The sequence below is a fragment of the Tissierella simiarum genome, assembly GCF_018917865.1.
GTDB classification, from domain to species: domain Bacteria; phylum Bacillota; class Clostridia; order Tissierellales; family Tissierellaceae; genus Tissierella_C; species Tissierella_C simiarum.
Genome location: NZ_JAHLPM010000007.1, coordinates 71426 through 94118 on the forward strand (window position 1 = coordinate 71426; position 22693 = coordinate 94118).

The window sequence follows — 22693 nt, forward strand, 5'->3', positions numbered from 1 at the left end:
GATTAATTATGTAAATGAATATCATCTTTTGTCCTTATGTATTCTGTTAAATTATATCCTCCTATTATAGTGCCTAGGATAAAAGCTACTAAAGCCATAATTTTATAATATTTAGAATAAGGTACAAAAGTAGATATCCCATAAAGAACTAGAAACAGAATATAGAATTTATATATTTTATCTTTACTGAAAAAAGTAATATTTGATTTAATCTTTCTCTTTTTATCCTTATATCTAGTCAGTATATAATCCTGAATTTCTGTTTCTGAAGGACACTCATTGATTTCCTTTAATATAGATTTGATTTTGTCTAAATCCATTAAAATTAAATTAGATTTCTCTTTAACTTCATCGGAAAAATAAGAGTTTGTTATTATAATTCCACCATCTACATCCATATCATTCATTTTTATTTTAAAATTTTCAATGTCTTTTAAAGTAACTCTATCTTCTAATGAAGTTTTTAGACATTTTACAACATAAACCTCATCACCAACTTTTCCTGTCAAATCAATAGGGTCATTATATTGAAAAAAAGTTGTAGAATAATACTTTTCTAAAAAACTTTTTATATATTTTATAAAATCTTCTTGATTTAAAACACTTAATTCTCTAATAATCTTTTTATTTATAATATTATCGTTTATTTCACCTATTTTTTTATATCTTTTTTTCATCTTTATTTTATATAAAGTTATTGCAAGAAAAAACACTATTACTAATGCCGTAAATGTAGATAATATAATATTATTGGAAACTTTTAATAATAATAGGGATATTAATAAAAAAATAATTAAAATTAAAAATATGTCGTCCAATAAAGCTGCTCTAGTAGTTTTTCCTCCCTTTATTTCTTTAGTATAATAGTTGTTTAAAACCATCTTTCTTCTAACTCTGTTATACCTTTCTTTAAAAATTACCCAATATTTATTCAAACCGTTCCCTGCCTTTCTTCATTAATAAATATCCTATACTCTGTATTATTGCCAAATATTTGAAGAAAGATAATGCAATTTTCTTAGCCATTCCAATAAAAAATTCTTCAGGTAGCATTTGAATAAGCAAATCTGTCTTTGGGTTTAAGAGCCAAAGATCATTTCTAAAAAATATCAAATGAAAATAAGTGAAATACTTATCAAAATCTAGAAATACTAGTAAAAGTAAAATTAATAAGAAACTCCAATTAACGAAAAAACCATAATAAATATATTTACCTATTATTCTATCCATTTTATTAATTAATAAAATGGATAAAGATATTATAGCTAAAGATAAAGAAATATACTTTAAGATAAATCCATATTTAAATAAAATTTTTACATCTTTTAAATGCAGAATTTCTTCTTGATTAAAATTAGATTCTAAAACATCTTCATTTGATTTTCCTTTTAAATAACTATGTAAATCTAGTGTAACGTTTAATAGCTCTTGAGAAGTTTTTCCACTAGTTTTAGGGACATTGTATTTTTTATAGGATTGAAGATAATAGTTAGAATCAAAAGCATTAATTTCTACACTTGCTAACAAACTATAAATAGATAAAGTTATTATTAAAATAATTAATAATCTTTTCAAGATTAAATTCCTCCTAATAAGCTTTTACTTATTTATACTATTAAATTTAAGATACTTAAACAAAAAAAGATTGAAAGAAAATTCTCTTTCAATCTCTTAAGTTGATATTAACCCATTGCTTTTTCCAATTTATCTAAATATTTTATTGGAAACATTCGAAGTAACTCCTTGTACTGTTCCACTGTTAATCCTTGTACAGTTGTGTATATTTGAATTTTACCATCTACATCAGCTTCTCGAAACCTATTTTTTACTTCTTCAAAATTTTGATTGGTATCCATAGGATTCCTCCTTTTTATATGTTACTTCAATAGTTATTATGTTTAATATTTAACCTTTTATACAGTAATTTGATCAATGTAAGGAGGATAATAAGTTTTGAAAAATCGAGAAGCCAGAACCATAAAATGCAATAACTTAATTTATATTACAAAAAATAAATTAATTAGAAAAATCAAATATTTCCTCAACAAGTTTTTTAATTATATCTTTTTTTTATCTGTTCTGTTCCATTTGAATCGTCTCAAAAAATTTATATAACATATAGTATTTATCGTTATATACTTCCTTTTCACTTGAATCCTTTCTAAATAAAATATGTCCTGCCCCGCCAAATCCCTCTATACAAGTTCTATATTTAGGAAATAGCTCTATTATATGCTTTGCCATTTAATATTTACCACCGTACCAGTTTATTGGACTTCTATAATTCATTCTTCTATCCCTCCTTATCCTCATCTTTATATAGCAGTAGTATAATTAATCTAATTAAGTAAAAATGTTTCTTTATTTTAAATTGTTATACTTTGTATTAATTTGTAGAAAAACAGGGAGGTGAAATCGTTTGCAAATATACTTCTATATGGTAAAATAATGGCAAAATACAATTATTTTCTAAAGGAATGAGTATAATGGTAAAACATAATGATTTATCCATTGGAGAAAACTTGAAGAGAATAAGATTAGAACTAGACTTAAAACAGTATGAAATTACAGGGGGAGAAGTTACAAGAAATTTAATAAGTATAATTGAGAATGGCAAAACTCCTCTTAGTGAGGATAACGCTAGGCTAATTTGTCGAAATATTAATAAGATTATGGAAGATAAAGGTTTAGATATTATCATTGACCCTGAAGATATTTTTAATCCTGAAAGATATGATGCCAAAAAACAAGCTGATTTATATATCGAGGAATTGGACAGGCTGTTTACAACTAAAAACTACAATATTGAACAAGAGTACATAAATGAAGTAGAATTATTTTTAAACAAGTGGAATCTAATGGATAAGAAAATAAGGATTTATGAAATTTTAGGAGATATTTATTATTATTCAAAAGATTACATTAAATGTTACTATTATTATTTTAAGGGGCATGAATATACTTTTAGTTACCCTAACAGGAAATTAAACTATAGAATTACGTTGAAATTGATTGGCATTTGCATCCCTATAGGTAAATATAAAGAAGCGATTAATTTATGTGATTATATTTCTTTAGATAAGAAAAATATACCTAAAGAACATATTGGTATTTTGTATTATAATAGTTCTCTTGCTTATAGTAAATTAAATTTAATAGATGAAAGTTTAAAACAAACAACAAAGGCTTTAAAGCATACAGAGGATACAAACTATATACAACTAGGGAAAATATTAATTCTTCAAGGTAACTCTTATCTTAGAATCGAAAATTATGGTGAAGCTTTAAAAAGCTATAATAAAGCAATAAATATATTAAGTTTAGGAAACTACTATGATGAATTACTATTATCATACGTCAATATAGCTGAAGTACATATGAAAATGAATTGTGAAGATAAAACTATTGAATATATAGATAAAGCTCTAAATAATATTTCTAAATTAAATAAAAACTCAGATTATTTTTCTAGACTATATAGTCAGATTGCTTTTGTATATAAACATCTAAATAAATTTGATTTAGCTGAAAAATATTACAATGAATCATTGATGTATGCAAAAGAATGTAATCAACAAGAGCGAATTAAAAAGAATATATTGGACTTGTTTTATATTTATCAAAACAACTTAGATGCCAATAAAATACATAAATTATTTGAAGATTTTGGTAAGTTTTGCCTCACTAACACTAATATTAGTTAACTAGAGTTTAGGATTTGCTTATTTACAGAAGATCCAGGCACTATAGCCGTTAAGTAATCACATTCGATACTAAAAAAATAAGAAAATAATACAATAGCTATCTCAAAATGATTAAAAAGTCATCTTGAGATAGCTATTTTTTACCTAATATTTTCACTAGTTAGTTAAAATCTTTATAAAATATAAGATTCTAACCTAAAATCTGTTCTTTAGTTTCACAAAAATATTTCTTTTTTATCTCTAAATCTATAAATTTTCCTAACATTTTATTAGCTATTTCTCTCTCATATGAAGTTCCTTCTTTTATATACTTTTCTAGTGCTACCTTTAAAAAATTATTCTCTTTAACAGTAAAAGGTGTAGGCAAAATTCCTAATTTCTTGTTCCAATCATTCATTTCCTTCTAGAATTACTATCATACCATCTTTATAGGTTTCAATGTAAAGTACTAAGATATTATTTATATAAACTTCCTTTTTAAATAAAAGATTAGGCTCTAATATTGTATCTTCTTATAGTCCTTCTAATTTTTGTTCTATAAAACTTAGTCCATCTTCTTTGTATTCCTCTAATTCTTTATGTATTAATTTTAAAGGCACTTCCTTAACAGCTTTTTCTGATATAGTTATTTTACCTAAATAAAACATATTAGCACCTCCCCAAGTATAATGTAAATGGCTCTGTTGAGCATTTTAAACATTATAACGCTCCTTCGGGGGAAATACATCTAAAAAATGAAATAATTTATTTTATCTTCTAAAAACAAAAATAATACCCTTTTTAAAAATAAACAGCTCCCTTCTACTTTAAAGGAAGCATAGTAAAAAATAATATGTATTATATTTTGGTTGTAGAATATATAAAAATCATTGTAAAGATATTGTGAAATATCTAAATTTTAGGATTAAAAACATTATTAGCATGTCCACTATATAATATTAACCATTTGTTCAAAACAATCTCTCCAAATATTATATAGATCTATTATAGCTTTACCTGTATCAATTAATATAAATAACATAAAAAATGATGTAACAAACATAATTAGCATAATCAATGGAATATGTAAATACCTTATTCTAAACAATATCTTTTCCCTGAATTTTTCTTTAAACCAAATTAGATTGTATTTAGTTTTAATGCCAAAAACCCTAAAATCATAAAATTTATTTGGATTTAACTCAAGAAAATATGTTCTTATAAAATAATTTCCTTCAATCCTGAAATTTTTATCTATTTTATCTTCAATCTGAACTTCATATATGTAAATATCGAAACTATCCCAAAACTCCATTTCATAGGTTATAAAATTATAAAAAATTCTTTCATTAAATGCTTTTTTAAGATTATCAAACTCAAAATAAATTTTACTTATTCTTGTCCGTTTCTCATATAACGATATATATCCTTTTACATAATCAATATTATTATCTACCTCGTTTTTTATTATTACCTCAAGTATTTTCCCATATGTACCATTTAATTGTCCATATCTTTCTATTAAATTTACACTAATATATTTTCTACCTTCTGATTTAATAATTAATGGTTCACTATAAACATCAATTCTTTTTTGAGATTTTTCATCACTTAATTTAAAAAAATATTTAATGGTAATTAATATAATTATTATAACTAACACACTTACCATATGGGGTAATAAAGAAATTATTGATTTGAGTAGAGTTTCTCCTATTAAAACTACCAAATTCCAAAACTTAACTATTAAAAAACAAATAAGAATAGAAATTATAATTCTATGTATACTCGGACTTTTATTTCTAATTTCATCAATTATTTTAATAAATATGTCCTTCAAATATATATCACTCCTTACATTTTATATGATATTTAATCAACTTATTGTATTATACCATAAACTCCCATATGGATTGTAAAAAGACTAAAATGATTAAAGTATTATAATTATGCTAAAAGATATTCTAGCTATAAAATCTTAGTAGTAACAGCTTGAATTTATAATAAAAGAATATTTAATAAAATCCTCTTAGTTCGCTTAACTTTTATTACATTCTTTTATACATTCTTCCTCTACACAATAGTTTAAAAGAAACCTTATATTTTTCAATATACTATTTGCATATAACTCTGATAACTTTCGTTCCTTTAATAGTAGATATGAAAAAAACACCCTCCTCATATGGTTTTTATACATATAAAAAGGGTATTTTGTACATCGATAATTCTGTTATGATTTTTCATTGTACATTATAACTCAAAGGATTTTTTACTTATTTTTGATAATGAAAAATTCTATAAGTGGCTATTCCTCTAAATCATCTGGCATTTCCCAGTTATGGTACACATCTTGAACATCGTCATTATCTTCTAATACGTCTATCATTTTAACCATGTTCTTGATATCCTTTTCATCAGTTAAAGATACTGTATTTTGTGGTATAAATGTTACTTCTGCTACTACAAAATGAAATCCATTCTCACTTAAACCATCTCTAACTTTATTAAAATCTTCAGGACTTGTAATAATTTCAAAACCATCTTCATCACTTATAAAGTCTTCCGCTCCTAAATCTATAGCCATCATCATTAGTTCTTCTTCATTGATAGATTCTTCTTTTTCAATGGCAATTAAACCTTTCCTATCAAACATGAAAGAAACGCATCCTGTTTGACCTAGATTTCCACCATATTTATCAAAGGCATGTCTAACCTCTGAAGCTGTTCTATTTCTGTTATCAGTTAAACATGATACAAATACTGCTATGCCTGCTGGTCCATATCCTTCATAGATAATTTCTTCAAAGATATCTGCTCCTAATTCACCAGTACCTTTTTTTATAGCTCTTTCTATATTGTCATTAGGCATATTTTCTGCTTTAGCCTTATCTATAGCAGCTTTTAGAGCTGGATTGTACTCTGGATCTCCTCCACCTTCCTTTGCTGCTACCATAATATATCTAGCTAATTTGGTAAATATTTTACCTCTTCTAGCATCTTCTTTACCTTTTTTATTCTTTATATTATTCCACTTAGAATGACCTGCCATTACATTTTCAACCTCCTTAAAATATTGCCTTATATATTTTAACACAATATTTTGTTTATTACATTATATTTATTCATTTCTTAATGTAAAAATCGGTGGATATTCCCTTTTATGTTTACTAATTTTATTCATTTTATCTATTTTTTCAACAATTTTCTCTGGTCCATTACCAGTTCTAATGTATTCATCTAATACATCATAACCAAACCCCATCTCTTCTTCATCAGTTTGATTTGCCCATAGTCCTGCAGTAGGAGGTTTTTCAATTATTATTTCAGGAATTTCTAAAAACTTAGCAATTTCTCTAATCTCACTTTTAACAAAAGAAGCCAACGGAAGTAAATCTACTCCACTATCTCCATGTTTAGTGAAATAGCCAACAGTAAACTCACTTTTATTACTAGAACCTACTACTAAATAATTATAATTTTGAGCAAAATAATATAAAGTAGTCATACGAAGTCTTGGTTTTATATTTGCCAAAGCCATTTTAGTTTTATTCTCTACGTTTAAAGAATTTTTAAAAGTATCAAATATGCTAGATAAATCTACCTTGTGGGTGGTTAAATTTAATGCTTCTGCTACTAGTAATCCATGTTTTTCATCTATTGGGTCACTATAGCAAGGCATTATAATTCCTAAAGAAGTTTCAGGAAAAGCTCTTTTAGCAAGCCCTGCCACAACAGCAGAATCTATACCTCCACTTAGTCCAAACACTAGACCTTGAGCGTTTGCTTCTATAGCTTTTTCTTTTAACCATTCTACTAATTGATCACAGACAGATTGTATATTTTCCATAATTCAACCTCCAATTTTATTATATATGTATAAGTTACACATATTTGGTGAAATTAATAATTAGTAATTATCGGTATTTTTCTTAATAATTATAACATAAAGGAGCTATATATGGATAAAAATAAGATTAAGTTATTAAGTATTGGCTTAGTAACAGGTTTAGTAAATGGATTATTCGGTTCAGGTGGTGGAACTATAGTAGTACCTGCTCTAGTATTTTTACTTGGAATAGATGATCATAAAGCTCATGCTACAGCTATTTCAATTATATTACCTTTATCAATTATAAGTACCATAATATATTTAAGTAATAGCTTTATACCTTTAAATATTGGATTAAAAGTTGTGATTGGCGGAGTTATAGGTAGCTTTATTGGTGCTAAAGTTTTGAACAAAATTCCTATTCATATTTTAAGAAAAATATTTGGCAGTGTAATTATTTATACTGCTATAAGGATGATAATGAAATGAAATTAATTTTTATTGGGTTTTTATCAGGAATTATTAGTGGAATGGGAATTGGTGGAGGAACTATTCTTATTCCTTCTTTAGTATTGTTTAGTAATTTAGCTCAACAAGAAGCTCAAGGAATTAATTTAATCGTTTTTATTCCTGTAGCTGTCATCGCTTTAATTACTCATTATAAGGAAGGAAATATAGATTTTAAGTTTGCAAAATTAATAATATTAGGAGGAACTGTTGGTGCTATAATTGGTTCTATTATAGCCATCAGAGTTGATCCTTTAGGTTTAAAAAAATATTTTGGTGTATTTCTTCTGATAGTAGGTATATTTGAATTATTTAAAAAGAAAAAATAGGTCAAATTAGACCTATTTTTTCTCAAGTTTAACTAAAGTTGCTAAAATACAATCATCATAAAGTATCTTAAATCCCATATTCTTAGCTTTATTAACGATTTCATCATTAAAAGTTCCAGGCTGAAACCAGATGTATTCTACTCCTGCTTCTTTAGCTTCATCAAGAGTATGAGTACCAATTTTAGGTGGTACTACCATATCAATTACATCTACTTTTTTAGGTAATTCTTTTAGGAAATGATAAATTTTTTCTCCTTCTATTTCATCATAATTTGGATTAACACCATAGGTTTCATAATTATGCTGTATTAACTTTTTCCAAATCTTATATCCATATTTATCTTTGTTTCCCGTAACTCCTACTACTGCCCAAAGTTTTTTCTCTAACATTTCTTCTTTGATTTTTTTCATATCTTCCATGACATCACCTCAATTTAATTATACCCTCATAATCAGGGTATTAATCTTTACTATAATAATCTTTCTCCATCTTTTATAGTTAAGTATTCTTCTAATATTTCTTCCATCATTACATTTCCACTGCACAAATCTATAATAGTCTTATTAAAAGATTCTACTTCAGAAAATTTTATATATACAAAAATATTTACTCCATCGTCAAATATTACATCATCTACTAAATAACCATTAGTCATAAGATAATTTTCTATTTTTCCATATAAAGTATAATCTACTCTAATTTTAATCTTTGTATGTAATATTCTCTCAACAATAATCCCTGCATCTAGTCCAATTTTTGCTCCCTTAGTATAAGCTCTAATTAATCCACCAGTACCTAATTTTATCCCGCCAAAGTATCTTGTTACTACAACAACTACATTTCTTAAGTCTTCTTTTTTTATAACCTCCAAAACAGGTATGCCTGCTGTTCCCGATGGTTCACCATCATCATTAAATCTTTGTATATTATTATTATCGCCTACAACATAAGCATAAACATTATGGGTTGCATCTCTATGTTTAGTTTTAATTTTATCAATAAATGCTAATGCTTCTTCCTCATTGTTTATTGGCATAGCATAACCAATAAATCTTGATTTATTTATTATAACTTCTTCTTCACCATAATTATGTATTGTTCTATATACATTATTCATTTGAACCTTCCTTTCCAATATAATACTATATGTATTATAGCAAAACATAGATTATAAAAAAATAGAGTAAGGATTATCTTATAACTTACCTTACTCTAATATTTTATATCTATTAAAAATTTTATCTATTTTTTAAGCATACATTTTTTCTTTCTCATATTCTTTAAATTCTAAATATTTTCTGTAAGATAAACTTACTAGAGATTTATCCTGACTATGAGTAATCATTTCTATTGCCTTTTCTATAGGATAAAAACCTCCTTCTTTAAAGCCTTCTTCTAAGTTAACACAATAGTTCTCGTCATTTGATTCCATGATATACCAGGTAATCTTGTTGTATACTGCTTGGTTTCTTGTAAAAGAATAAAATTCGTAACAAGTTTCACCAGCTGTAGAAACAATCTTAGCATTAACTCCTGTTTCATACTCTACACGACTAATAGCCGTCTCTGGCGGAAGAAAACCGTTACGAATTTTACCTTTTGGTAAGACCCATTCACTTTTATCATTTTTAAGAATAAAAACTTTACCTTTGCTAAACACAACTCCACCTGCACAATTTCTAAATATCATTGGCATCATCTCCTTTTTATTCTTATAAATATAATATACAAATTTATCTAATAATTCAATGGATTTAGAAAATATAATATTAAAATCCATTGAATTATTATTTAGTTCATAATGTAATCCTTATATTTTTGTAAATCAATATGATTTATAGTTAAATTTAATATTGTACCTTCTTCTATATATTCTACTTTGTCTACTTGGTAGCTTTTCATGAAATAGTTAACTATATTTTGCTTGTCGTAAGGTATTTTTAAAGTTACTTGTTTAAATTGTTGAGGTAAATTTTCCTCTATGGTTTCCATTAGCTTATCTATATTAATTTCATCTTTAGCAGAAATAAATATTTTTTTATCAACATATTTATTATCATAAATTAAATTATTTATATCTGCTTTATCTATTTTATTAAATACAGTAACCATCGGCTTATCCAATACTTTTAGATCTTTTAATATATGATAAGTAGTTTTTATTTGGATATCTAAATCTTCATTAGAAGCATCTACAATATGAAGAAGTAAATCTGCATATTGTACTTCCTCCAATGTGCCTTTAAAAGCTGCAATTAAATGGGTAGGAAGTTTGCTAACAAAGCCAACTGTATCTGTTATCAAGAAAATTTGTCCATTAGGAAGTTTACCTCTCCTTAATGATGTATCTAGTGTAGCAAACAACATATCATACGTGAAAACTTGCTTTGAATCATTATATTCATCATTCATTTCAATTATTTTGTTCAATAAAGTAGATTTGCCAGCATTAGTATATCCAACTAAGGCTACTATAGGAAGGTCAGAATCTTCTCTTTTCTTTCGCTTTATACTTCTTACTTTTTCTACCTCTTTTAATTGTTTCTCAATGTTATCTATCTCTCTTAAAATATGTCTTCTATCAGTTTCTAATTTTTGTTCTCCTGGTCCCCTAGTTCCTATCCCCCCACCTTCTCTTGATAAATAGTCTCTAAATCCTATAAGTCTAGGTAACCTATATTTAAGTTGAGCCAGTTTTACTTGAAGCTTACCTTCCTTTGAATTGGCCCTATTTGCAAATATATCTAAAATTAAATTAGTTCTATCTACTATCTTCTTATCTATAATTTTTTCTAGATTTCTAAGTTGAGCTCCCGATAATTCATCGTTAAAGACTACCGTTGTAATTTCTAACTCGTCACAATAATTTTTAATCTCTTCTGCTTTACCTTTACCAATAAAATAAGCAGTATTAATAGAATCTTTTTTTTGAATTAGTCTAGAAATTACTATTCCTCCAGCTGCTTTCACCAATTCTTCTAATTCATCCATAGAATTATCGATATGTATTGTGTCTGTTCCCAATTCTACTCCAACAATAAGGACCCTCTCTTCACTAATAGTATCCTGTACCAAGATATCACCTTCCTTATATATCATTTTCATCAGCTTTCATTATTATACCATTTTTATTTAATATTATCTAATAATGTGTATAATATCTTCTTTAGGTACAGAAATATATTGTTCAGGAACATCTCCAACAATTATAGTTTCTGCAATAGGTACATTGGTTGTAATTTTTAAATTTTCTGATACTAAGGGAATTATCATCTTAATGTCCGTTACAACTATTAAGTATATTCTATGACGAGTTTGATTAATTCCTGATTCCTGAAATTCTGTTGCAAAATCTACAGATACTGAACCTTGAGGTATTATTCTTAACTTTACACTTGGTAATCTAATTATCTGAGTATCAAATGCATTATTTAAAGGCACTGATACTTTTGAGCCGGACATATTTTTAAGCTGTTCTTGAACCTCTAAAGCTACTTCTGCTGCTATACTATTCATTAGTATAGTATTTGCTTGCATCATAGTAACTCTACCTTCGTTATTATATTTTACAAATATTAAATCATTATAGTTGATATCTCTTTTAATCTTTGATTTTATAGTGTCATTTATCGTCTTTGTAGTAACAGCTTTTGCTCTAATTTCAGCTATTGCTACTAAAGTAGGTCTAATATTTTTATCAATATAATCAAGTAAGTATATTGATAGGGCAAATAGGGCAACAATCCAAATAAGATATTTTTTCCTCTTTATTTTATATAATAAATGGTTCATAGTATTCCCTCCTATAATAATATATGATAGTTATTATATATAGTTTCATTCGTAACCGTATTGTAATAATTATTTACTCGCCCTAATTATTAACATTATAGTATTTGTATGATATAATAAATTTGTTTACGACCTTTTCTCAATTAAGGAGGTATTTTAATGTCAGAAGACAACAAAAAGAAGTCTAAGAAAAAAGGACGAAAAGGGTTAAAAATATTTTTAGTTGTATTACTGATGGCAATAGTTATATCAGTTGGTGCCGTTAGTGGTATTATATTATCTATATTAAAGGATACACCTAAAATTGAACCCACTAATATAAGTTCTACATTAGACCAAACTTCATTTATATTAGATCCTGAAGGAAATGTAATTGAAAAAATCCAAACACTAGAGTTCAGAACCATAGTTAGTTTAAACAAAATGCCTATACATCTTCAAGAAGCCTTTATATCTATAGAAGATGAAAGATTTATAGACCATATTGGTGTAGATCCAAGAGGCATAGTTAGCTCTATGATTGATAATCTAAAAGCAGGCCATATTGTTAGAGGGGCTAGTACAATAACTCAACAGTTGGCCAGAAACCTATATTTAAATAATGAAAAAAAATGGGACAGAAAAATTAAGGAAGCATATTTAGCATTACAAATAGAAAAGGTATTAACAAAAGATCAAATCTTGGAAGGTTATTTAAACAGAGTTAACTTAGGACAAGGAGCTTACGGAGTACAAGAAGCTGCTCAAACTTATTTCTCTAAAAATGTAGAGAATTTAAGTCTCGCTGAATCTGCTTTGTTAGCTGGTATAGTTAAAAGTCCTTCAAAATATGCACCTTACAAAACTGTTAGTCCAGAAAATTTTGATAGTACAAAACATTATGAAGTAGGACAATTGGATATTCTAGGTGAAAAATACATTGCCATCTATAATGAAGAAGCTGTTAAAAGACAAAAAATTATATTAAACAAATTGCTAGAATTAGACAAAATAACAAAACAAGAATATGAAGAAGCTTTAAATGAAAATATAAAAGAAAATTTAAAGCCAGGGCAAAAAAAGATAAAAGGAATTTCTTCTTATTTTACAGACTATGTTAAAACTCAAGTAGTTAATTCTCTTATAAATGAATTAGGTTATACTAAGGAACAAGCAGAAAAAGAATTATTTACAGGTGGACTAAAAATTTATTCTACTATGGATGTAAAACTTCAAAGAGAATTAGAGGATGTTTATAATAATTTTACCGAAGTCTTGGTAGGCAATCCAAGTAAAATTAAAGGGCCAATATTAGTAGATTGGAGATTAAATAGTGCAAAAGATATAATTGATGAAAATAAAAATATAGTCTACTATAAACAAGAAAATCTACTTAATGAAAACTATGATTTAGTTATAGAAAAAGGTACCTTTGATATAATAAATGAAAATTTGGTTATCAAAAACAAGAAGTTAACCCCTTATAAAAAACATATAGACGTAGCAGACTACTACACCATAGATGAAAGAAAAAATTTAGTAAGCCATACTGTTGGTTCATTCACTATACCTGAAGGCAGTTTTTCTGTAAATGAAAGTAAAGAAATTACCATTAAAAGTAGTTTCTTAAACAATAATAAAGATTTTTATTCAGTAGATGGAAATGGTAATCTAATTATAAAAGAAAAATACTTCTTTAGAAGTAAAGATGGTATAGTTCAACCTCAATCTGCAACGGTTATATTAGACTATAAGACTGGTCAAATCAAAGCTTTAGTAGGTGGTAGAGATGTGGAAGGAGCAAGAATACTAAACAGAGCTACTGCCTCTCAAAGACAACCTGGTTCAGCTATGAAACCAATAGCTGCCTATTTACCAGCTTTAGATAATGGATTTACTGCTGCTAGTCCTATAGATGATGTACCTTTTTATATTAATGGGAAATTATGGCCTAGAAACTGGTATAGAGGTTATAGAGGCATAAACACTCTAAGAACTTCTTTAGAACAATCTATAAATGTTAACTCTGTACGACTTGTAGATTCTATTGGTGTAAAAACTTCTATGGAATATTTAGAGAAATTAGGAATAATCAATAGAGAACATCCCGAGAAAGATAGTTTCATAACTAGTGCAGAGAATGGAAGTAGTAATGATGAAAACTTGTCAGCTTTAGCATTAGGAGGTATGACTAAAGGATTGACTCCTTTAGAAATAACTGCTGCTTATGGAGCTATAGCTAATGGTGGTGTTTATTTAGAACCTGTATCTTTTACAAAGATTTTAGATAAAAACGGTAACTTGTTGCTCGACAATACTCCTAAGGAAACTAAAGTTGTTTCTCCAGAGGTTGCATATGTTATGGGAGATATACTAAGAACTACCGTTTCAAATGGTATTGCTGGAAGAGCAAAATTATCCAATATGGCAGTAGGTGGTAAAACTGGTACTACTCAAAATCAAGCAGACATCTGGTTTGTTGGATTTACACCTTATTATGCAACTGGTGTTTGGATAGGAAATGATTCACCAAAAATAACTATATCAAAAAATAGTGGAACAGCCGCCCAGTTATGGAAACATATAATGACAAGAGCTCATGAAGGATTAGAAAGTAAAACTAGTTTTAATAAACCTGCTGGTATAGTATCAGTAAAGGTATGTACTCAATCAGGAAAAATACCTACAGATTTATGTGCCCATGATCCAAGAGGAAGTACTACAAAAACAGAAATATTTGTTAAAGGTACTGAACCAAAGGAATATTGTGATGTCCATGTAGAGGTGCCAATTGATATTACTACTGGTAAAGTTGCTAATGAATACTGTCCTATTGAAAATGTAGTTAATAAAGTATTTGTTAAACGTAATCCACCATATAATCCAGCAGAACATGGAGGTATAATACCTAGTGATTATCAATATAGCGTGCCTACAGGAATCTGTGATATTCATGGTCCAAATACTCATATAGACGATCCTATAGATGATTTCTTTAATGAAGAAGATGATGAGGAAACTTATATTCCACCAAATTATAATGAAAATAACGACTATAATAATGAAGATGAAAATAATGAAAACTAAGGGGAAACCCTTAGTTTTTCGTTTTTGGATCAGCAACTAATGCCATAATATATCCAAATATAATAGCGGCTGCTACTCCCCCTGCGGTAGCCTCCAATCCACCAGTAAATGCTCCTATTATTCCTTTTGATTTAGCACCTTCCATAGCTCCCTTCGCTAAGGAATAACCAAATCCAGGTAAAGGCACTGTGGCTCCAGCGCCTCCAAACTTAACTAAAGGTTCATATAATCCTAATCCTCCTAACACTACACCTGCTGTAACAAATATTACCAAAATATGAGCTGGTGTAAGCTTGGTGGTATCTAAGATTATCTGCCCTACAACGCATATTAAGCCACCTACAACAAAAGCTTTCAAGTATTCCATCCTATTTCCTCCCTAACCTTTATTTACATCTATAGTAACTGCATGAGCAATACCAGGAATTGATTCTCCTTGCTGAGTAATTACTGGAGAATGAAGAGCTCCTGTAGCCATAAGCAACACTCTATTCAAAGTTCCTTTTAACATTTCCTTATATATATATCCATTAAAAACCGTAGCAGCGCAGCCACATCCACTGCCACCAGAATGAGTATCCTGTTCAATATTATTAAATATCTCTACACCACAATCTGTATAGATTCCTTTTAAATCATAACCTTCTTTTGCCATTAGTTCTAATACAATATTTTTCCCTACAATCCCTAAATCTCCAGTTATTATTAAATCATAATCACTAGGGGAAAATCCAGTATCTTTAAAATGGTTGATAAGTGTATCCATAGCTGCTGGTGCCATAGCTGCTCCCATATTATTAACATCCTTTATTCCCGGGTCTATAATTTTTCCAGTAGTTACATAGGTAATATAGGGTCCATTTCCACTAGAAGACAATACAGTTGCACCAGCTCCCGTTACTGTCCATTGGGCAGAAAAAGACCTTTGATTACCATATTCTAAAGGAAATCTATATTGTCTTTCAGCTGTACTAAAATGACTAGATGTAGCACAAACGACTTTATCTGCAAATCCTCCATCTATGAGCATAGATCCTAAAGATAAAGATTGTGACATAGTTGAACAAGCCCCATAAAGTCCAAAAAACGGAACACTTATTTGTCTAGCAGTATAACCAGAAGTAATGATTTGATTTAGCAGATCTCCAGACAGAAGATAATCTATATCTTTTGTAGCCAATCCTGCATTAGCTATAGCAGATTTAATAGTCTCTTCTTGAATTTTGCTTTCACTTTTTTCCCAAGATTCTTGCCCCCACAAATCATCTTCTAGTATCTCATCAAAATATTCTCTCAAAGGACCTTCTCCCTCTTTAGGACCAACTATAGTATATGTACTTAGTATCGAAGGAGGATTTTCCAATTTAACAGTTCGCGTTCCTATTCTCTTTATAGCCATACAATCACCTTCCCTTAGTCAATAGTAATTTTAAAATCCCTACAATTATTGAACTTCCTACTCCATAAACCAAAACTGGACCTGCAATTGAAAACATTTTAGCGGCAACTCCAAAGATAAATCCTTCTCTTTTAAATTCCATAGCAGGTGAAACAATAGAGTTGGCAAAACCTGTTATTGGCACTGCAGCACCAGCTCCTCCAATTTTTCCAATTTTATCGTATACTCCGATACCTGTCAGAAAGGCACCTAAGAAAACTAATATTATAGAAGTGCCAGCAGCCACAGCTTTTTCATCTAAACCATATTTAAATAATGTATTTCTAATAATTTGACCAACCACACATATTAGCCCTCCTACTATAAAAGCTAAAATAATATTTTTAAAATAAGTAGGCTTAGGAATTTTCCTTTCAGCATATTTCTGATAATCCTTTTTATTTAAGTTATCCAAACTATCCCCTCCCTAATGCTTTTTAAATATTAGCCAATAATATAATGAACCTGTAACTTTCCCCAATATCAAGGCACCTATAACATACTTTAGTCTATCTTTTATTTTAAATTTTTTTGAAAGAACAGGTACAACGTTTAAAACCTCAGCTAGAGCAGATGAGAATAAACCAATGAATATCCCAAATACCAATCCAATTAATCCTACAAAAATTTTATTTAGACCTATATGAAAATTTGAAAAATATAGAAAGCTAAATAAAACAAAACCAGAAACCGTTACGTATTGATAAAGCTTAACATATTCTTCTGTCTCTGTAAATTGGATTAATCTTGGTACTATTTGGAGCAAAGTAATAAAGGCAGCAGCTGCACTTCCTACCGTAATCCCTCCACCTAATGCTACTACTATACTAAATATATTTTTAGTCATTGGATTCACCTCATTTATCTTTAAGAATTTTCATCTTTTTTTAATTCATTCATTATATGCTCCTCCATATCTTTATCATATAAATATAGTTCTATTTCCATAGGTCCTGGTTCTTTTCTCCTTCTTCTGCTAAAACTAAATATTCTATTGAAAAAAGTTAGCATGCCTACACCAATTCCAATGGAATAAGGTATTACCATTATTAAAGGATTTTTGTCCTTTTTCCCTGTAAAAGTATAATATAGCTTCTCTAAAGATACTTTCATGTTAACATCTTCGTGAAAATTAATAATGGCCAGACAAGCACCAAAAAAAAGTATTATGCAGACAAAAGCTATTTTCAAAAATTCTAAAAAAGGTTTTTCTTTTTCCTGACTTTTAATTTCTAATAATACTTCATCTGCTCCAATCATATTAACATCAACATTTTGATAATATTCAATTATTTTATTAGTTACATCTATTGATGTAATAAACTCCCAATCCTCTTCTTCTTTCCCATTAAGTATTCTAAGTTCCTCAATATTCTTCTTTAATACTTTATTCTGACAGTATACTTCTCCAATGTCTTTTATAAAAACATGAGTATTAGTGTCTACTGCAAATTTTTTATCTAGCATTATATAAACTTGTTCATTAGCTATAATAATCACCTCTTTCAATGATAGTTTCTACAAATTTGGCTTTTTTAGGTACTTCTTTATTGGTTTTTTGTTCTTTATACCAAATGAATCCAACTACAACTAACAATAAAGCCATAAAAATTATTATAGCTCTTTTCAAATTTATTTTACATACCATATAATCACCCCATTCTAATGTTATTATTTACTTTAATTTTTTTTTCATGCAAAAAAACAAGGCATATATTTATGCCTTTGCTAACATTTTTCTCATATCCTCAATTATTTTCTTTTCAATTCTAGATACTTGCACTTGAGATATACCTAATAATTTAGCTACTTCTGTTTGAGTTTTATCTTGAAAATATCTTAAAATAATAACCTGTCTATCTCTAGATTTTAATTGAGATAGCATTTCTTTTAATACTATATTATCAACAATATCCTTCTCCTCTTCGGTTTCTAAACTAATTTTGTCTATCAGATAAAGTGGAGATCCGTCACTTTGATGAACAACATCATATAAGTACTCTGGATTATAAGAAGACTCTAGAGCCATAATTATTTCTTCTTTATCTACATTAATCTCATCAGATATTTCCTCAATAGTAGGTTCTCTACCTAGCTCTTTATATAATTTTTCTTCAGCTATTTTAGCTTTAGCCGCTGTTTGTTTAAGAGACCTACTAACTTTAATCATTCCATCATCTCTTAAAAATCTTTTAATTTCACCGATAATCATAGGAACAGCATAAGTAGAAAACTTAACATCATAAGATATATCAAATTTATCAATAGCTTTTAATAAACCTATACTTCCTATCTGGAATAAATCGTCTACTTCATAACCTCTATTCATAAAACCTTTTAGAACACTTCTAACCAATCCTATATTATGATTGACCAGTTTGTCTTTAGCATCTTTGTCCCCTTTTTGAGATTTTAAAATAAGATCTATAGTTTCATCATGCGATAATAAATTGTTCCCAGTACCTCCTAAACTCATAATATCTACTCCTCACTCGAAAGGCTTTTAAATGTCTTTACCATCTTTATTTTAGTCCCTTCACCTTTTATACTTTCTACCTCTAATCTATCCATAAAAGTTTCCATTACTGTAAAACCCATACCCGAACGTTCTAAATCAGGCTTAGACGTATAAAAAGGTTCCATAGCCTTATGAATATCAGCTATACCCATTCCCTTATCTTCAACTGTTATTTCTATCTGATTATTTTCAATTCTAGATTCTACAATAACGATTCCTTCTTTATATTCATATCCATGTATTATTGCATTAGTGACAGCTTCAGATACTGCTGTTTTAATATCAGATAATTCTTCTAAGGTAGGGTCCAACTGAGAAGCAAAAGCGGCCACTACAACCCTAGCAAAGGATTCATTATTAGATTTACTTAAAAACTCTAATTTCATATAATTTTTTTCCAGCATATAAATCACCCCTTTATAAATTTTCAACAGCTTCTTCTATAGTTGGATATACATTAATTATTTTTAATAATCCTGACATTTTTAACATTCTATCTATGTAAGAATTATTACTGACTAGGACTATATTTCCCTTTCTTTCCTTGCAATTTTTATATCTTCCCATAATAAGTCCGATTCCAGAGCTATCCATAAAATTTAACTCTCTTAAATCTAATACCATATTGATCAAGTTTTTGTCAAAATATTGCTGATCGATTTTCTGTCTCGTATTTTCGGTACTATGATGATCTAACTCTCCTTTTAACTGAACAATAAGTCCATTATTATGTTTTTCCATTTTTAAAAGCAAAATATCCCCTCCAGAACCTATATTTTATACCTCTATATTCTAGACAGAGTAAGAGTTTTCCTTCAAAGAAAAATAACTACTTTTGTTCAAAAATGAAGAAAAGAGTCTAAAAAGACTCTTTATAATTTTTTACACGCTTCTACTACTTGGCTTAACAATATAGAGGTCGTTACACTTCCAACTCCACCCGGTACTGGTGTTATCATCTTTACTATATGAGAAACTTTATCATAGTCAGCATCTCCACTTAATTTTCCTTCACTATCTAAGCTAACTCCTACATCAATTACAACCGAATTTTCATTAAAATATTTTTCATCAAAATATTTAGCTTTACCTAAAGCTGTAATTACTACATCAGCTTTACTAGTAATCTCATATAAATTCTTAGTTCTAGAATGACATATAGTTACTGTAGCATTTTTTTCTAATAGCATCATGACAAGAGGTTTTCCTACAACCATACTTCTGTTAATAACTACTACATTTTTTCCTTCTAAAGGAACATTATAATATTCTAAAATTTTCATAGCGGCTTTTGGAGTACAAGGTGCAAAGCCTCCCATATTTCCTTCGAAAATATTTTCAAGATTTAAAGGATGCATACAGTCTACGTCCTTTTCTGGACTAATAGTGCTTCTAATTTTTTCTTCATCAATATGTTTTGGTAACGGTCTAAATACTAATATTCCAGAAATACTGTTATCATCATTTAATTCTTTCAAGGCATTGACAACCTCATCGGTACCTATATTCTCGTCTTTCTCATATACTTCTGATTTAATACCAATAGCTTCACAATTTTTTATTATACTTCTTTCGTAGGAAACATCTCCTGGATTATTCCCTAATCTAAGGATTGCTAAAGTAGGTGTCTTATTTGATTTTTTCAATTCCTCAATATCTTTTCTCATATTGTCTTTAATATGAGCTGCTACAGCATTACCTTTTAATACTTCTACCATTCAATAACCTCCTTGTATTATATAAATTGTCATAAGGATATTGTGATATAGATGTGGTATGTATATTAAATAATATAAACTGACAATTCAAATTATACCACATTATAGTATTTATGCAATAAACCATTAACTAAAAGCACCCTTTCGGGTGCTTTTAGTTAAGTTATTTAGCTTTATTTGGTTTTAATTCTTTTTTCTTTAATTTTACATCGAGTCCAGAAGGTAGTCCAAATAATGGAATGAATCGATCCCAACCTGTAAGAGTTAATAATAAAATTGAAAATACGGCGACTATAGCCATAAAATTAAATTTTATAATATGAAAAGCATCAAATTCAAACAATGGATATACTGATGATGCTATTCCTGTAAAAAATCCAATATAAACATGCCAAGGAATAAACTGAGAACCAAATACTCCCAAAGCATCTGAAAAAGTAGCATTTCTCAAACGTAATTTATACATATCTTCTTCACTACATTCAACATTCTCATCAGTCAAAGTTTTAATTATAGGACCTATAGTAACTATTTGAGCCATTTCATCTGCTAAGGCAGCGTTACCAATTATAGATAGCAAACCATTAGCAAACATTAATTGTCTCACACTTCTAACCGTCTTTGCTATAAAATTGGAAAGAGGTTGAAAAGCATGCATTTTGGCCATTATACCACCAAAAGCTCCTACCCACATCATCATAACAATAACCCAAGATCCTGCCTCTTTAAAGCCTGCCATTACCAATCCTAAGAATTCTATTATAGAGCCAACTGTACCAGCAAACAATCCTAATATTAATGAAGCAATAAGTCCAATTCCTAAACAAGCTAAAGTAGGTATTCCCTTAATCGCTGCAATTAATACTAATATCAAAGGCACTACCATATAATAAGGTACTCCTTCTTTAACTTGATTTAATAAATCTATGGCAACTGGCTTTTCTTCAGCTAAATAATTCCAAGCTTCTTCTGGAATTTGATTAATAGCCTCAGCAGCGTTACCAACTTCATTTGGTAGACCTAAACTGGATATAAAAAATAGTACTGCTGCAAGAACTAAGCATAAAATCGACCATACTCCTTGATGCTTCACTCTGTCTATAACTTCTACTCTTTGTATACCAGAGCTTACTACAGTAGTATCTGATATTAGTCCAATATTATCTCCAAAACAAGAACCACCAGCTATGGCTCCAATAGTTAGGATAACGTTTCCATCAACAATATGATTTAGCCATAAAAAAATTGGTGCACAGGCTGCAAAAGTACCCCAAGAAGTTCCTGTAGCTATCGAGAGAATGGAACATACTATAAATGCTGTTACTGCAACAGTTTTAGCAGTTAAACCAAAACCCAATGCCATATTAATAATTGCGGCTCCTACTCCTGTAGACATAAATGCTTCTGCCATAGCATAAGCAAGCATTAAAATAAAAAATACTAATTGCATTTCTTTTACATTATCTACTGCAGAATCAACTAGATCTTTAAAACTAATCTTTTCAATAATAGCAGCTATGATAGCGGCATAAACAGTAGCTATAGGAGCAATTTGTAAAATATCCAACTCAATAACTTCGAATATATTACTAGCTATCATAAGTCCTGCCATAAGAAAAACTGGTGAAATTTTTAATAATGCAACCATATATTTTTCTTCCTCCTTTTTATTAGCCTTGATCTATGGGCTATTAGATTATAGACAAGTTTAGTATAGCATATAAGTTATGTCTATACAATAAAATAATAAAGTAAAATAAAAATATATAAGTATTAAAAACTTACAATTAAACCAAAAAATAAAAGCATATA

The 22693-nt window shown here is 28.5% G+C and carries 29 protein-coding genes; 4 read left to right on the top strand and 25 right to left on the bottom strand.

Translation table 11 applies throughout. The features are described 5' to 3' along the window. Window positions 1–2: 2 nt before the first annotated feature. The 4 genes from KQI42_RS09305 to KQI42_RS09320 all read right to left on the bottom strand — a co-directional run bounded on the left by KQI42_RS09305 (window position 3) and on the right by KQI42_RS09320 (window position 2244). A complete protein-coding gene (locus KQI42_RS09305; RefSeq protein WP_216519121.1) occupies window positions 3–935 on the bottom strand; it encodes a restriction endonuclease in 933 nt (310 codons plus the stop codon). Next, window positions 928–1575, bottom strand: coding sequence for a TIGR01906 family membrane protein (locus KQI42_RS09310; protein WP_216519123.1), 648 nt, complete (start codon window positions 1573–1575; stop codon window positions 928–930). The genes KQI42_RS09305 and KQI42_RS09310 overlap by 8 nt, the downstream gene beginning before the upstream one ends. Before the next feature lie 107 nt (window positions 1576–1682). Further along, the gene (locus KQI42_RS09315) at window positions 1683–1856 is read right to left on the bottom strand and encodes a hypothetical protein (RefSeq protein ID WP_216519125.1); all 174 of its coding nucleotides are present in this window, start codon (window positions 1854–1856) and stop codon (window positions 1683–1685) included. A gap of 214 nt (window positions 1857–2070) precedes the next feature. After that, the gene (locus KQI42_RS09320; protein WP_216519126.1) at window positions 2071–2244 is read right to left on the bottom strand and encodes a hypothetical protein; all 174 of its coding nucleotides are present in this window, start codon (window positions 2242–2244) and stop codon (window positions 2071–2073) included. A 242-nt stretch (window positions 2245–2486) separates the two neighbouring features. Between KQI42_RS09320 and KQI42_RS09325 the strand changes: the two genes are divergently transcribed. Beyond that, complete coding sequence (locus KQI42_RS09325) at window positions 2487–3704, top strand: helix-turn-helix transcriptional regulator (protein WP_216519128.1); 1218 nt, start codon at window positions 2487–2489, stop codon at window positions 3702–3704. Window positions 3705–3894: 190 nt separating this feature from the next. Here KQI42_RS09325 and KQI42_RS09330 read toward each other — a convergent pair whose 3' ends face one another. From KQI42_RS09330 to nadE, 5 genes are all read right to left on the bottom strand, one after another. Next, window positions 3895–4101, bottom strand: a complete 207-nt coding sequence (locus KQI42_RS09330) for a hypothetical protein (RefSeq protein ID WP_216519130.1) — start codon at window positions 4099–4101, stop codon at window positions 3895–3897. 115 nt (window positions 4102–4216) lie between these two features. After that, entirely contained in the window at window positions 4217–4351 is a 135-nt protein-coding gene (locus KQI42_RS21340) for a hypothetical protein (protein ID WP_281420398.1), read from the bottom strand. A gap of 281 nt (window positions 4352–4632) precedes the next feature. Continuing rightward, on the bottom strand, window positions 4633–5523 hold the full coding sequence (locus tag KQI42_RS09335; RefSeq protein ID WP_216519132.1) for a hypothetical protein: 891 nt from the start codon (window positions 5521–5523) through the stop codon (window positions 4633–4635). A 465-nt stretch (window positions 5524–5988) separates the two neighbouring features. Then, complete coding sequence (locus KQI42_RS09340) at window positions 5989–6732, bottom strand: YebC/PmpR family DNA-binding transcriptional regulator (RefSeq protein ID WP_216519134.1); 744 nt, start codon at window positions 6730–6732, stop codon at window positions 5989–5991. A gap of 69 nt (window positions 6733–6801) precedes the next feature. Next, window positions 6802–7530, bottom strand: a complete 729-nt coding sequence (gene nadE, locus KQI42_RS09345; protein WP_216519136.1) for an NAD(+) synthase — start codon at window positions 7528–7530, stop codon at window positions 6802–6804. A gap of 111 nt (window positions 7531–7641) precedes the next feature. Between nadE and KQI42_RS09350 the strand changes: the two genes are divergently transcribed. Both KQI42_RS09350 and KQI42_RS09355 read left to right on the top strand, forming a co-directional pair. Beyond that, complete coding sequence (locus tag KQI42_RS09350; RefSeq protein ID WP_216519138.1) at window positions 7642–8001, top strand: sulfite exporter TauE/SafE family protein; 360 nt, start codon at window positions 7642–7644, stop codon at window positions 7999–8001. After that, window positions 7998–8348: a sulfite exporter TauE/SafE family protein gene (locus KQI42_RS09355; RefSeq protein WP_216519141.1), complete on the top strand. Its 351-nt coding sequence runs from the start codon at window positions 7998–8000 to the stop codon at window positions 8346–8348. Before KQI42_RS09350 ends, KQI42_RS09355 begins: the two co-directional genes overlap by 4 nt. Before the next feature lie 12 nt (window positions 8349–8360). On the opposite strand, the gene KQI42_RS09360 is transcribed toward KQI42_RS09355, so the two are convergent. The 5 genes from KQI42_RS09360 to yunB form a co-directional block, all read right to left on the bottom strand. Beyond that, window positions 8361–8768, bottom strand: coding sequence for a CoA-binding protein (locus tag KQI42_RS09360; protein ID WP_246566328.1), 408 nt, complete (start codon window positions 8766–8768; stop codon window positions 8361–8363). A gap of 50 nt (window positions 8769–8818) precedes the next feature. Next, window positions 8819–9466 carry a YigZ family protein gene (locus tag KQI42_RS09365; RefSeq protein ID WP_216519143.1) on the bottom strand — a complete coding sequence of 216 codons (648 nt, stop codon included), beginning with the start codon at window positions 9464–9466 and terminating at the stop codon, window positions 8819–8821. 132 nt (window positions 9467–9598) lie between these two features. Continuing rightward, window positions 9599–10039 (bottom strand): NUDIX hydrolase, encoded by a 441-nt coding sequence (locus tag KQI42_RS09370; RefSeq protein ID WP_216519145.1) that lies wholly within the window; start codon window positions 10037–10039, stop codon window positions 9599–9601. Between the two features lie 101 nt (window positions 10040–10140). Then, window positions 10141–11424, bottom strand: a complete 1284-nt coding sequence (gene hflX / locus KQI42_RS09375; RefSeq protein ID WP_246566331.1) for a GTPase HflX — start codon at window positions 11422–11424, stop codon at window positions 10141–10143. Window positions 11425–11487: 63 nt separating this feature from the next. After that, on the bottom strand, window positions 11488–12141 hold the full coding sequence (gene yunB / locus KQI42_RS09380; protein ID WP_216519147.1) for a sporulation protein YunB: 654 nt from the start codon (window positions 12139–12141) through the stop codon (window positions 11488–11490). A gap of 159 nt (window positions 12142–12300) precedes the next feature. Between yunB and KQI42_RS09385 the strand changes: the two genes are divergently transcribed. Beyond that, window positions 12301–15207 carry a penicillin-binding protein 1A gene (locus tag KQI42_RS09385; protein WP_216519149.1) on the top strand — a complete coding sequence of 969 codons (2907 nt, stop codon included), beginning with the start codon at window positions 12301–12303 and terminating at the stop codon, window positions 15205–15207. Between the two features lie 10 nt (window positions 15208–15217). On the opposite strand, the gene spoVAE is transcribed toward KQI42_RS09385, so the two are convergent. The 11 genes from spoVAE to KQI42_RS09440 all read right to left on the bottom strand — a co-directional run bounded on the left by spoVAE (window position 15218) and on the right by KQI42_RS09440 (window position 22529). After that, window positions 15218–15574, bottom strand: coding sequence for a stage V sporulation protein AE (gene spoVAE / locus KQI42_RS09390; RefSeq protein WP_216519151.1), 357 nt, complete (start codon window positions 15572–15574; stop codon window positions 15218–15220). Between the two features lie 12 nt (window positions 15575–15586). Further along, on the bottom strand, window positions 15587–16606 hold the full coding sequence (gene spoVAD / locus KQI42_RS09395; protein ID WP_216519153.1) for a stage V sporulation protein AD: 1020 nt from the start codon (window positions 16604–16606) through the stop codon (window positions 15587–15589). A 4-nt stretch (window positions 16607–16610) separates the two neighbouring features. Beyond that, complete coding sequence (gene spoVAC / locus KQI42_RS09400; protein ID WP_216519155.1) at window positions 16611–17060, bottom strand: stage V sporulation protein AC; 450 nt, start codon at window positions 17058–17060, stop codon at window positions 16611–16613. Window positions 17061–17072: 12 nt separating this feature from the next. After that, window positions 17073–17492, bottom strand: a complete 420-nt coding sequence (locus tag KQI42_RS09405; protein ID WP_216519157.1) for a stage V sporulation protein AB — start codon at window positions 17490–17492, stop codon at window positions 17073–17075. Between the two features lie 20 nt (window positions 17493–17512). Next, on the bottom strand, window positions 17513–18145 hold the full coding sequence (locus KQI42_RS09410) for a stage V sporulation protein AA (protein WP_343231679.1): 633 nt from the start codon (window positions 18143–18145) through the stop codon (window positions 17513–17515). Beyond that, window positions 18129–18293 carry a hypothetical protein gene (locus tag KQI42_RS09415; protein WP_216519161.1) on the bottom strand — a complete coding sequence of 55 codons (165 nt, stop codon included), beginning with the start codon at window positions 18291–18293 and terminating at the stop codon, window positions 18129–18131. Before KQI42_RS09415 ends, KQI42_RS09410 begins: the two co-directional genes overlap by 17 nt. 69 nt (window positions 18294–18362) lie before the next feature. Then, the gene (gene sigF, locus KQI42_RS09420; protein ID WP_216519163.1) at window positions 18363–19121 is read right to left on the bottom strand and encodes an RNA polymerase sporulation sigma factor SigF; all 759 of its coding nucleotides are present in this window, start codon (window positions 19119–19121) and stop codon (window positions 18363–18365) included. Window positions 19122–19126: 5 nt separating this feature from the next. Next, complete coding sequence (gene spoIIAB, locus KQI42_RS09425; protein ID WP_216519165.1) at window positions 19127–19567, bottom strand: anti-sigma F factor; 441 nt, start codon at window positions 19565–19567, stop codon at window positions 19127–19129. A gap of 13 nt (window positions 19568–19580) precedes the next feature. Beyond that, window positions 19581–19916, bottom strand: coding sequence for an anti-sigma F factor antagonist (gene spoIIAA, locus KQI42_RS09430; RefSeq protein ID WP_246566333.1), 336 nt, complete (start codon window positions 19914–19916; stop codon window positions 19581–19583). 119 nt (window positions 19917–20035) lie between these two features. Beyond that, complete coding sequence (locus KQI42_RS09435; protein ID WP_216519167.1) at window positions 20036–20881, bottom strand: bifunctional 5,10-methylenetetrahydrofolate dehydrogenase/5,10-methenyltetrahydrofolate cyclohydrolase; 846 nt, start codon at window positions 20879–20881, stop codon at window positions 20036–20038. A 163-nt stretch (window positions 20882–21044) separates the two neighbouring features. Continuing rightward, window positions 21045–22529 (bottom strand): Na+/H+ antiporter NhaC family protein, encoded by a 1485-nt coding sequence (locus KQI42_RS09440; protein WP_216519169.1) that lies wholly within the window; start codon window positions 22527–22529, stop codon window positions 21045–21047. Between the last annotated feature and the right edge of the window lie 164 nt (window positions 22530–22693).

What these genes read in the sequence shown, in the direction of transcription:
- KQI42_RS09315 (WP_216519125.1), bottom strand. Translation starts at nt 1,856, where the DNA reads ATGGATACCAATCAAAATTTTGAAGAAGTAAAAAATAGGTTTCGAGAA.
- KQI42_RS09320 (WP_216519126.1), bottom strand. Translation starts at nt 2,244, where the DNA reads ATGGCAAAGCATATAATAGAGCTATTTCCTAAATATAGAACTTGTATA.
- KQI42_RS09325 (WP_216519128.1), top strand. Translation starts at nt 2,487, where the DNA reads ATGGTAAAACATAATGATTTATCCATTGGAGAAAACTTGAAGAGAATA.
- KQI42_RS09330 (WP_216519130.1), bottom strand. Translation starts at nt 4,101, where the DNA reads ATGAATGATTGGAACAAGAAATTAGGAATTTTGCCTACACCTTTTACT.
- KQI42_RS21340 (WP_281420398.1), bottom strand. Translation starts at nt 4,351, where the DNA reads ATGTTTTATTTAGGTAAAATAACTATATCAGAAAAAGCTGTTAAGGAA.
- KQI42_RS09340 (WP_216519134.1), bottom strand. Translation starts at nt 6,732, where the DNA reads ATGGCAGGTCATTCTAAGTGGAATAATATAAAGAATAAAAAAGGTAAA.
- nadE (WP_216519136.1), bottom strand. Translation starts at nt 7,530, where the DNA reads ATGGAAAATATACAATCTGTCTGTGATCAATTAGTAGAATGGTTAAAA.
- KQI42_RS09350 (WP_216519138.1), top strand. Translation starts at nt 7,642, where the DNA reads ATGGATAAAAATAAGATTAAGTTATTAAGTATTGGCTTAGTAACAGGT.
- KQI42_RS09355 (WP_216519141.1), top strand. Translation starts at nt 7,998, where the DNA reads ATGAAATTAATTTTTATTGGGTTTTTATCAGGAATTATTAGTGGAATG.
- KQI42_RS09360 (WP_246566328.1), bottom strand. Translation starts at nt 8,768, where the DNA reads ATGGAAGATATGAAAAAAATCAAAGAAGAAATGTTAGAGAAAAAACTT.
- KQI42_RS09365 (WP_216519143.1), bottom strand. Translation starts at nt 9,466, where the DNA reads ATGAATAATGTATATAGAACAATACATAATTATGGTGAAGAAGAAGTT.
- KQI42_RS09370 (WP_216519145.1), bottom strand. Translation starts at nt 10,039, where the DNA reads ATGATATTTAGAAATTGTGCAGGTGGAGTTGTGTTTAGCAAAGGTAAA.
- yunB (WP_216519147.1), bottom strand. Translation starts at nt 12,141, where the DNA reads ATGAACCATTTATTATATAAAATAAAGAGGAAAAAATATCTTATTTGG.
- KQI42_RS09385 (WP_216519149.1), top strand. Translation starts at nt 12,301, where the DNA reads ATGTCAGAAGACAACAAAAAGAAGTCTAAGAAAAAAGGACGAAAAGGG.
- spoVAE (WP_216519151.1), bottom strand. Translation starts at nt 15,574, where the DNA reads ATGGAATACTTGAAAGCTTTTGTTGTAGGTGGCTTAATATGCGTTGTA.
- spoVAD (WP_216519153.1), bottom strand. Translation starts at nt 16,606, where the DNA reads ATGGCTATAAAGAGAATAGGAACGCGAACTGTTAAATTGGAAAATCCT.
- KQI42_RS09405 (WP_216519157.1), bottom strand. Translation starts at nt 17,492, where the DNA reads ATGACTAAAAATATATTTAGTATAGTAGTAGCATTAGGTGGAGGGATT.
- KQI42_RS09415 (WP_216519161.1), bottom strand. Translation starts at nt 18,293, where the DNA reads ATGGTATGTAAAATAAATTTGAAAAGAGCTATAATAATTTTTATGGCT.
- sigF (WP_216519163.1), bottom strand. Translation starts at nt 19,121, where the DNA reads ATGAGTTTAGGAGGTACTGGGAACAATTTATTATCGCATGATGAAACT.
- spoIIAB (WP_216519165.1), bottom strand. Translation starts at nt 19,567, where the DNA reads ATGCTGGAAAAAAATTATATGAAATTAGAGTTTTTAAGTAAATCTAAT.
- KQI42_RS09435 (WP_216519167.1), bottom strand. Translation starts at nt 20,881, where the DNA reads ATGGTAGAAGTATTAAAAGGTAATGCTGTAGCAGCTCATATTAAAGAC.
- KQI42_RS09440 (WP_216519169.1), bottom strand. Translation starts at nt 22,529, where the DNA reads ATGGTTGCATTATTAAAAATTTCACCAGTTTTTCTTATGGCAGGACTT.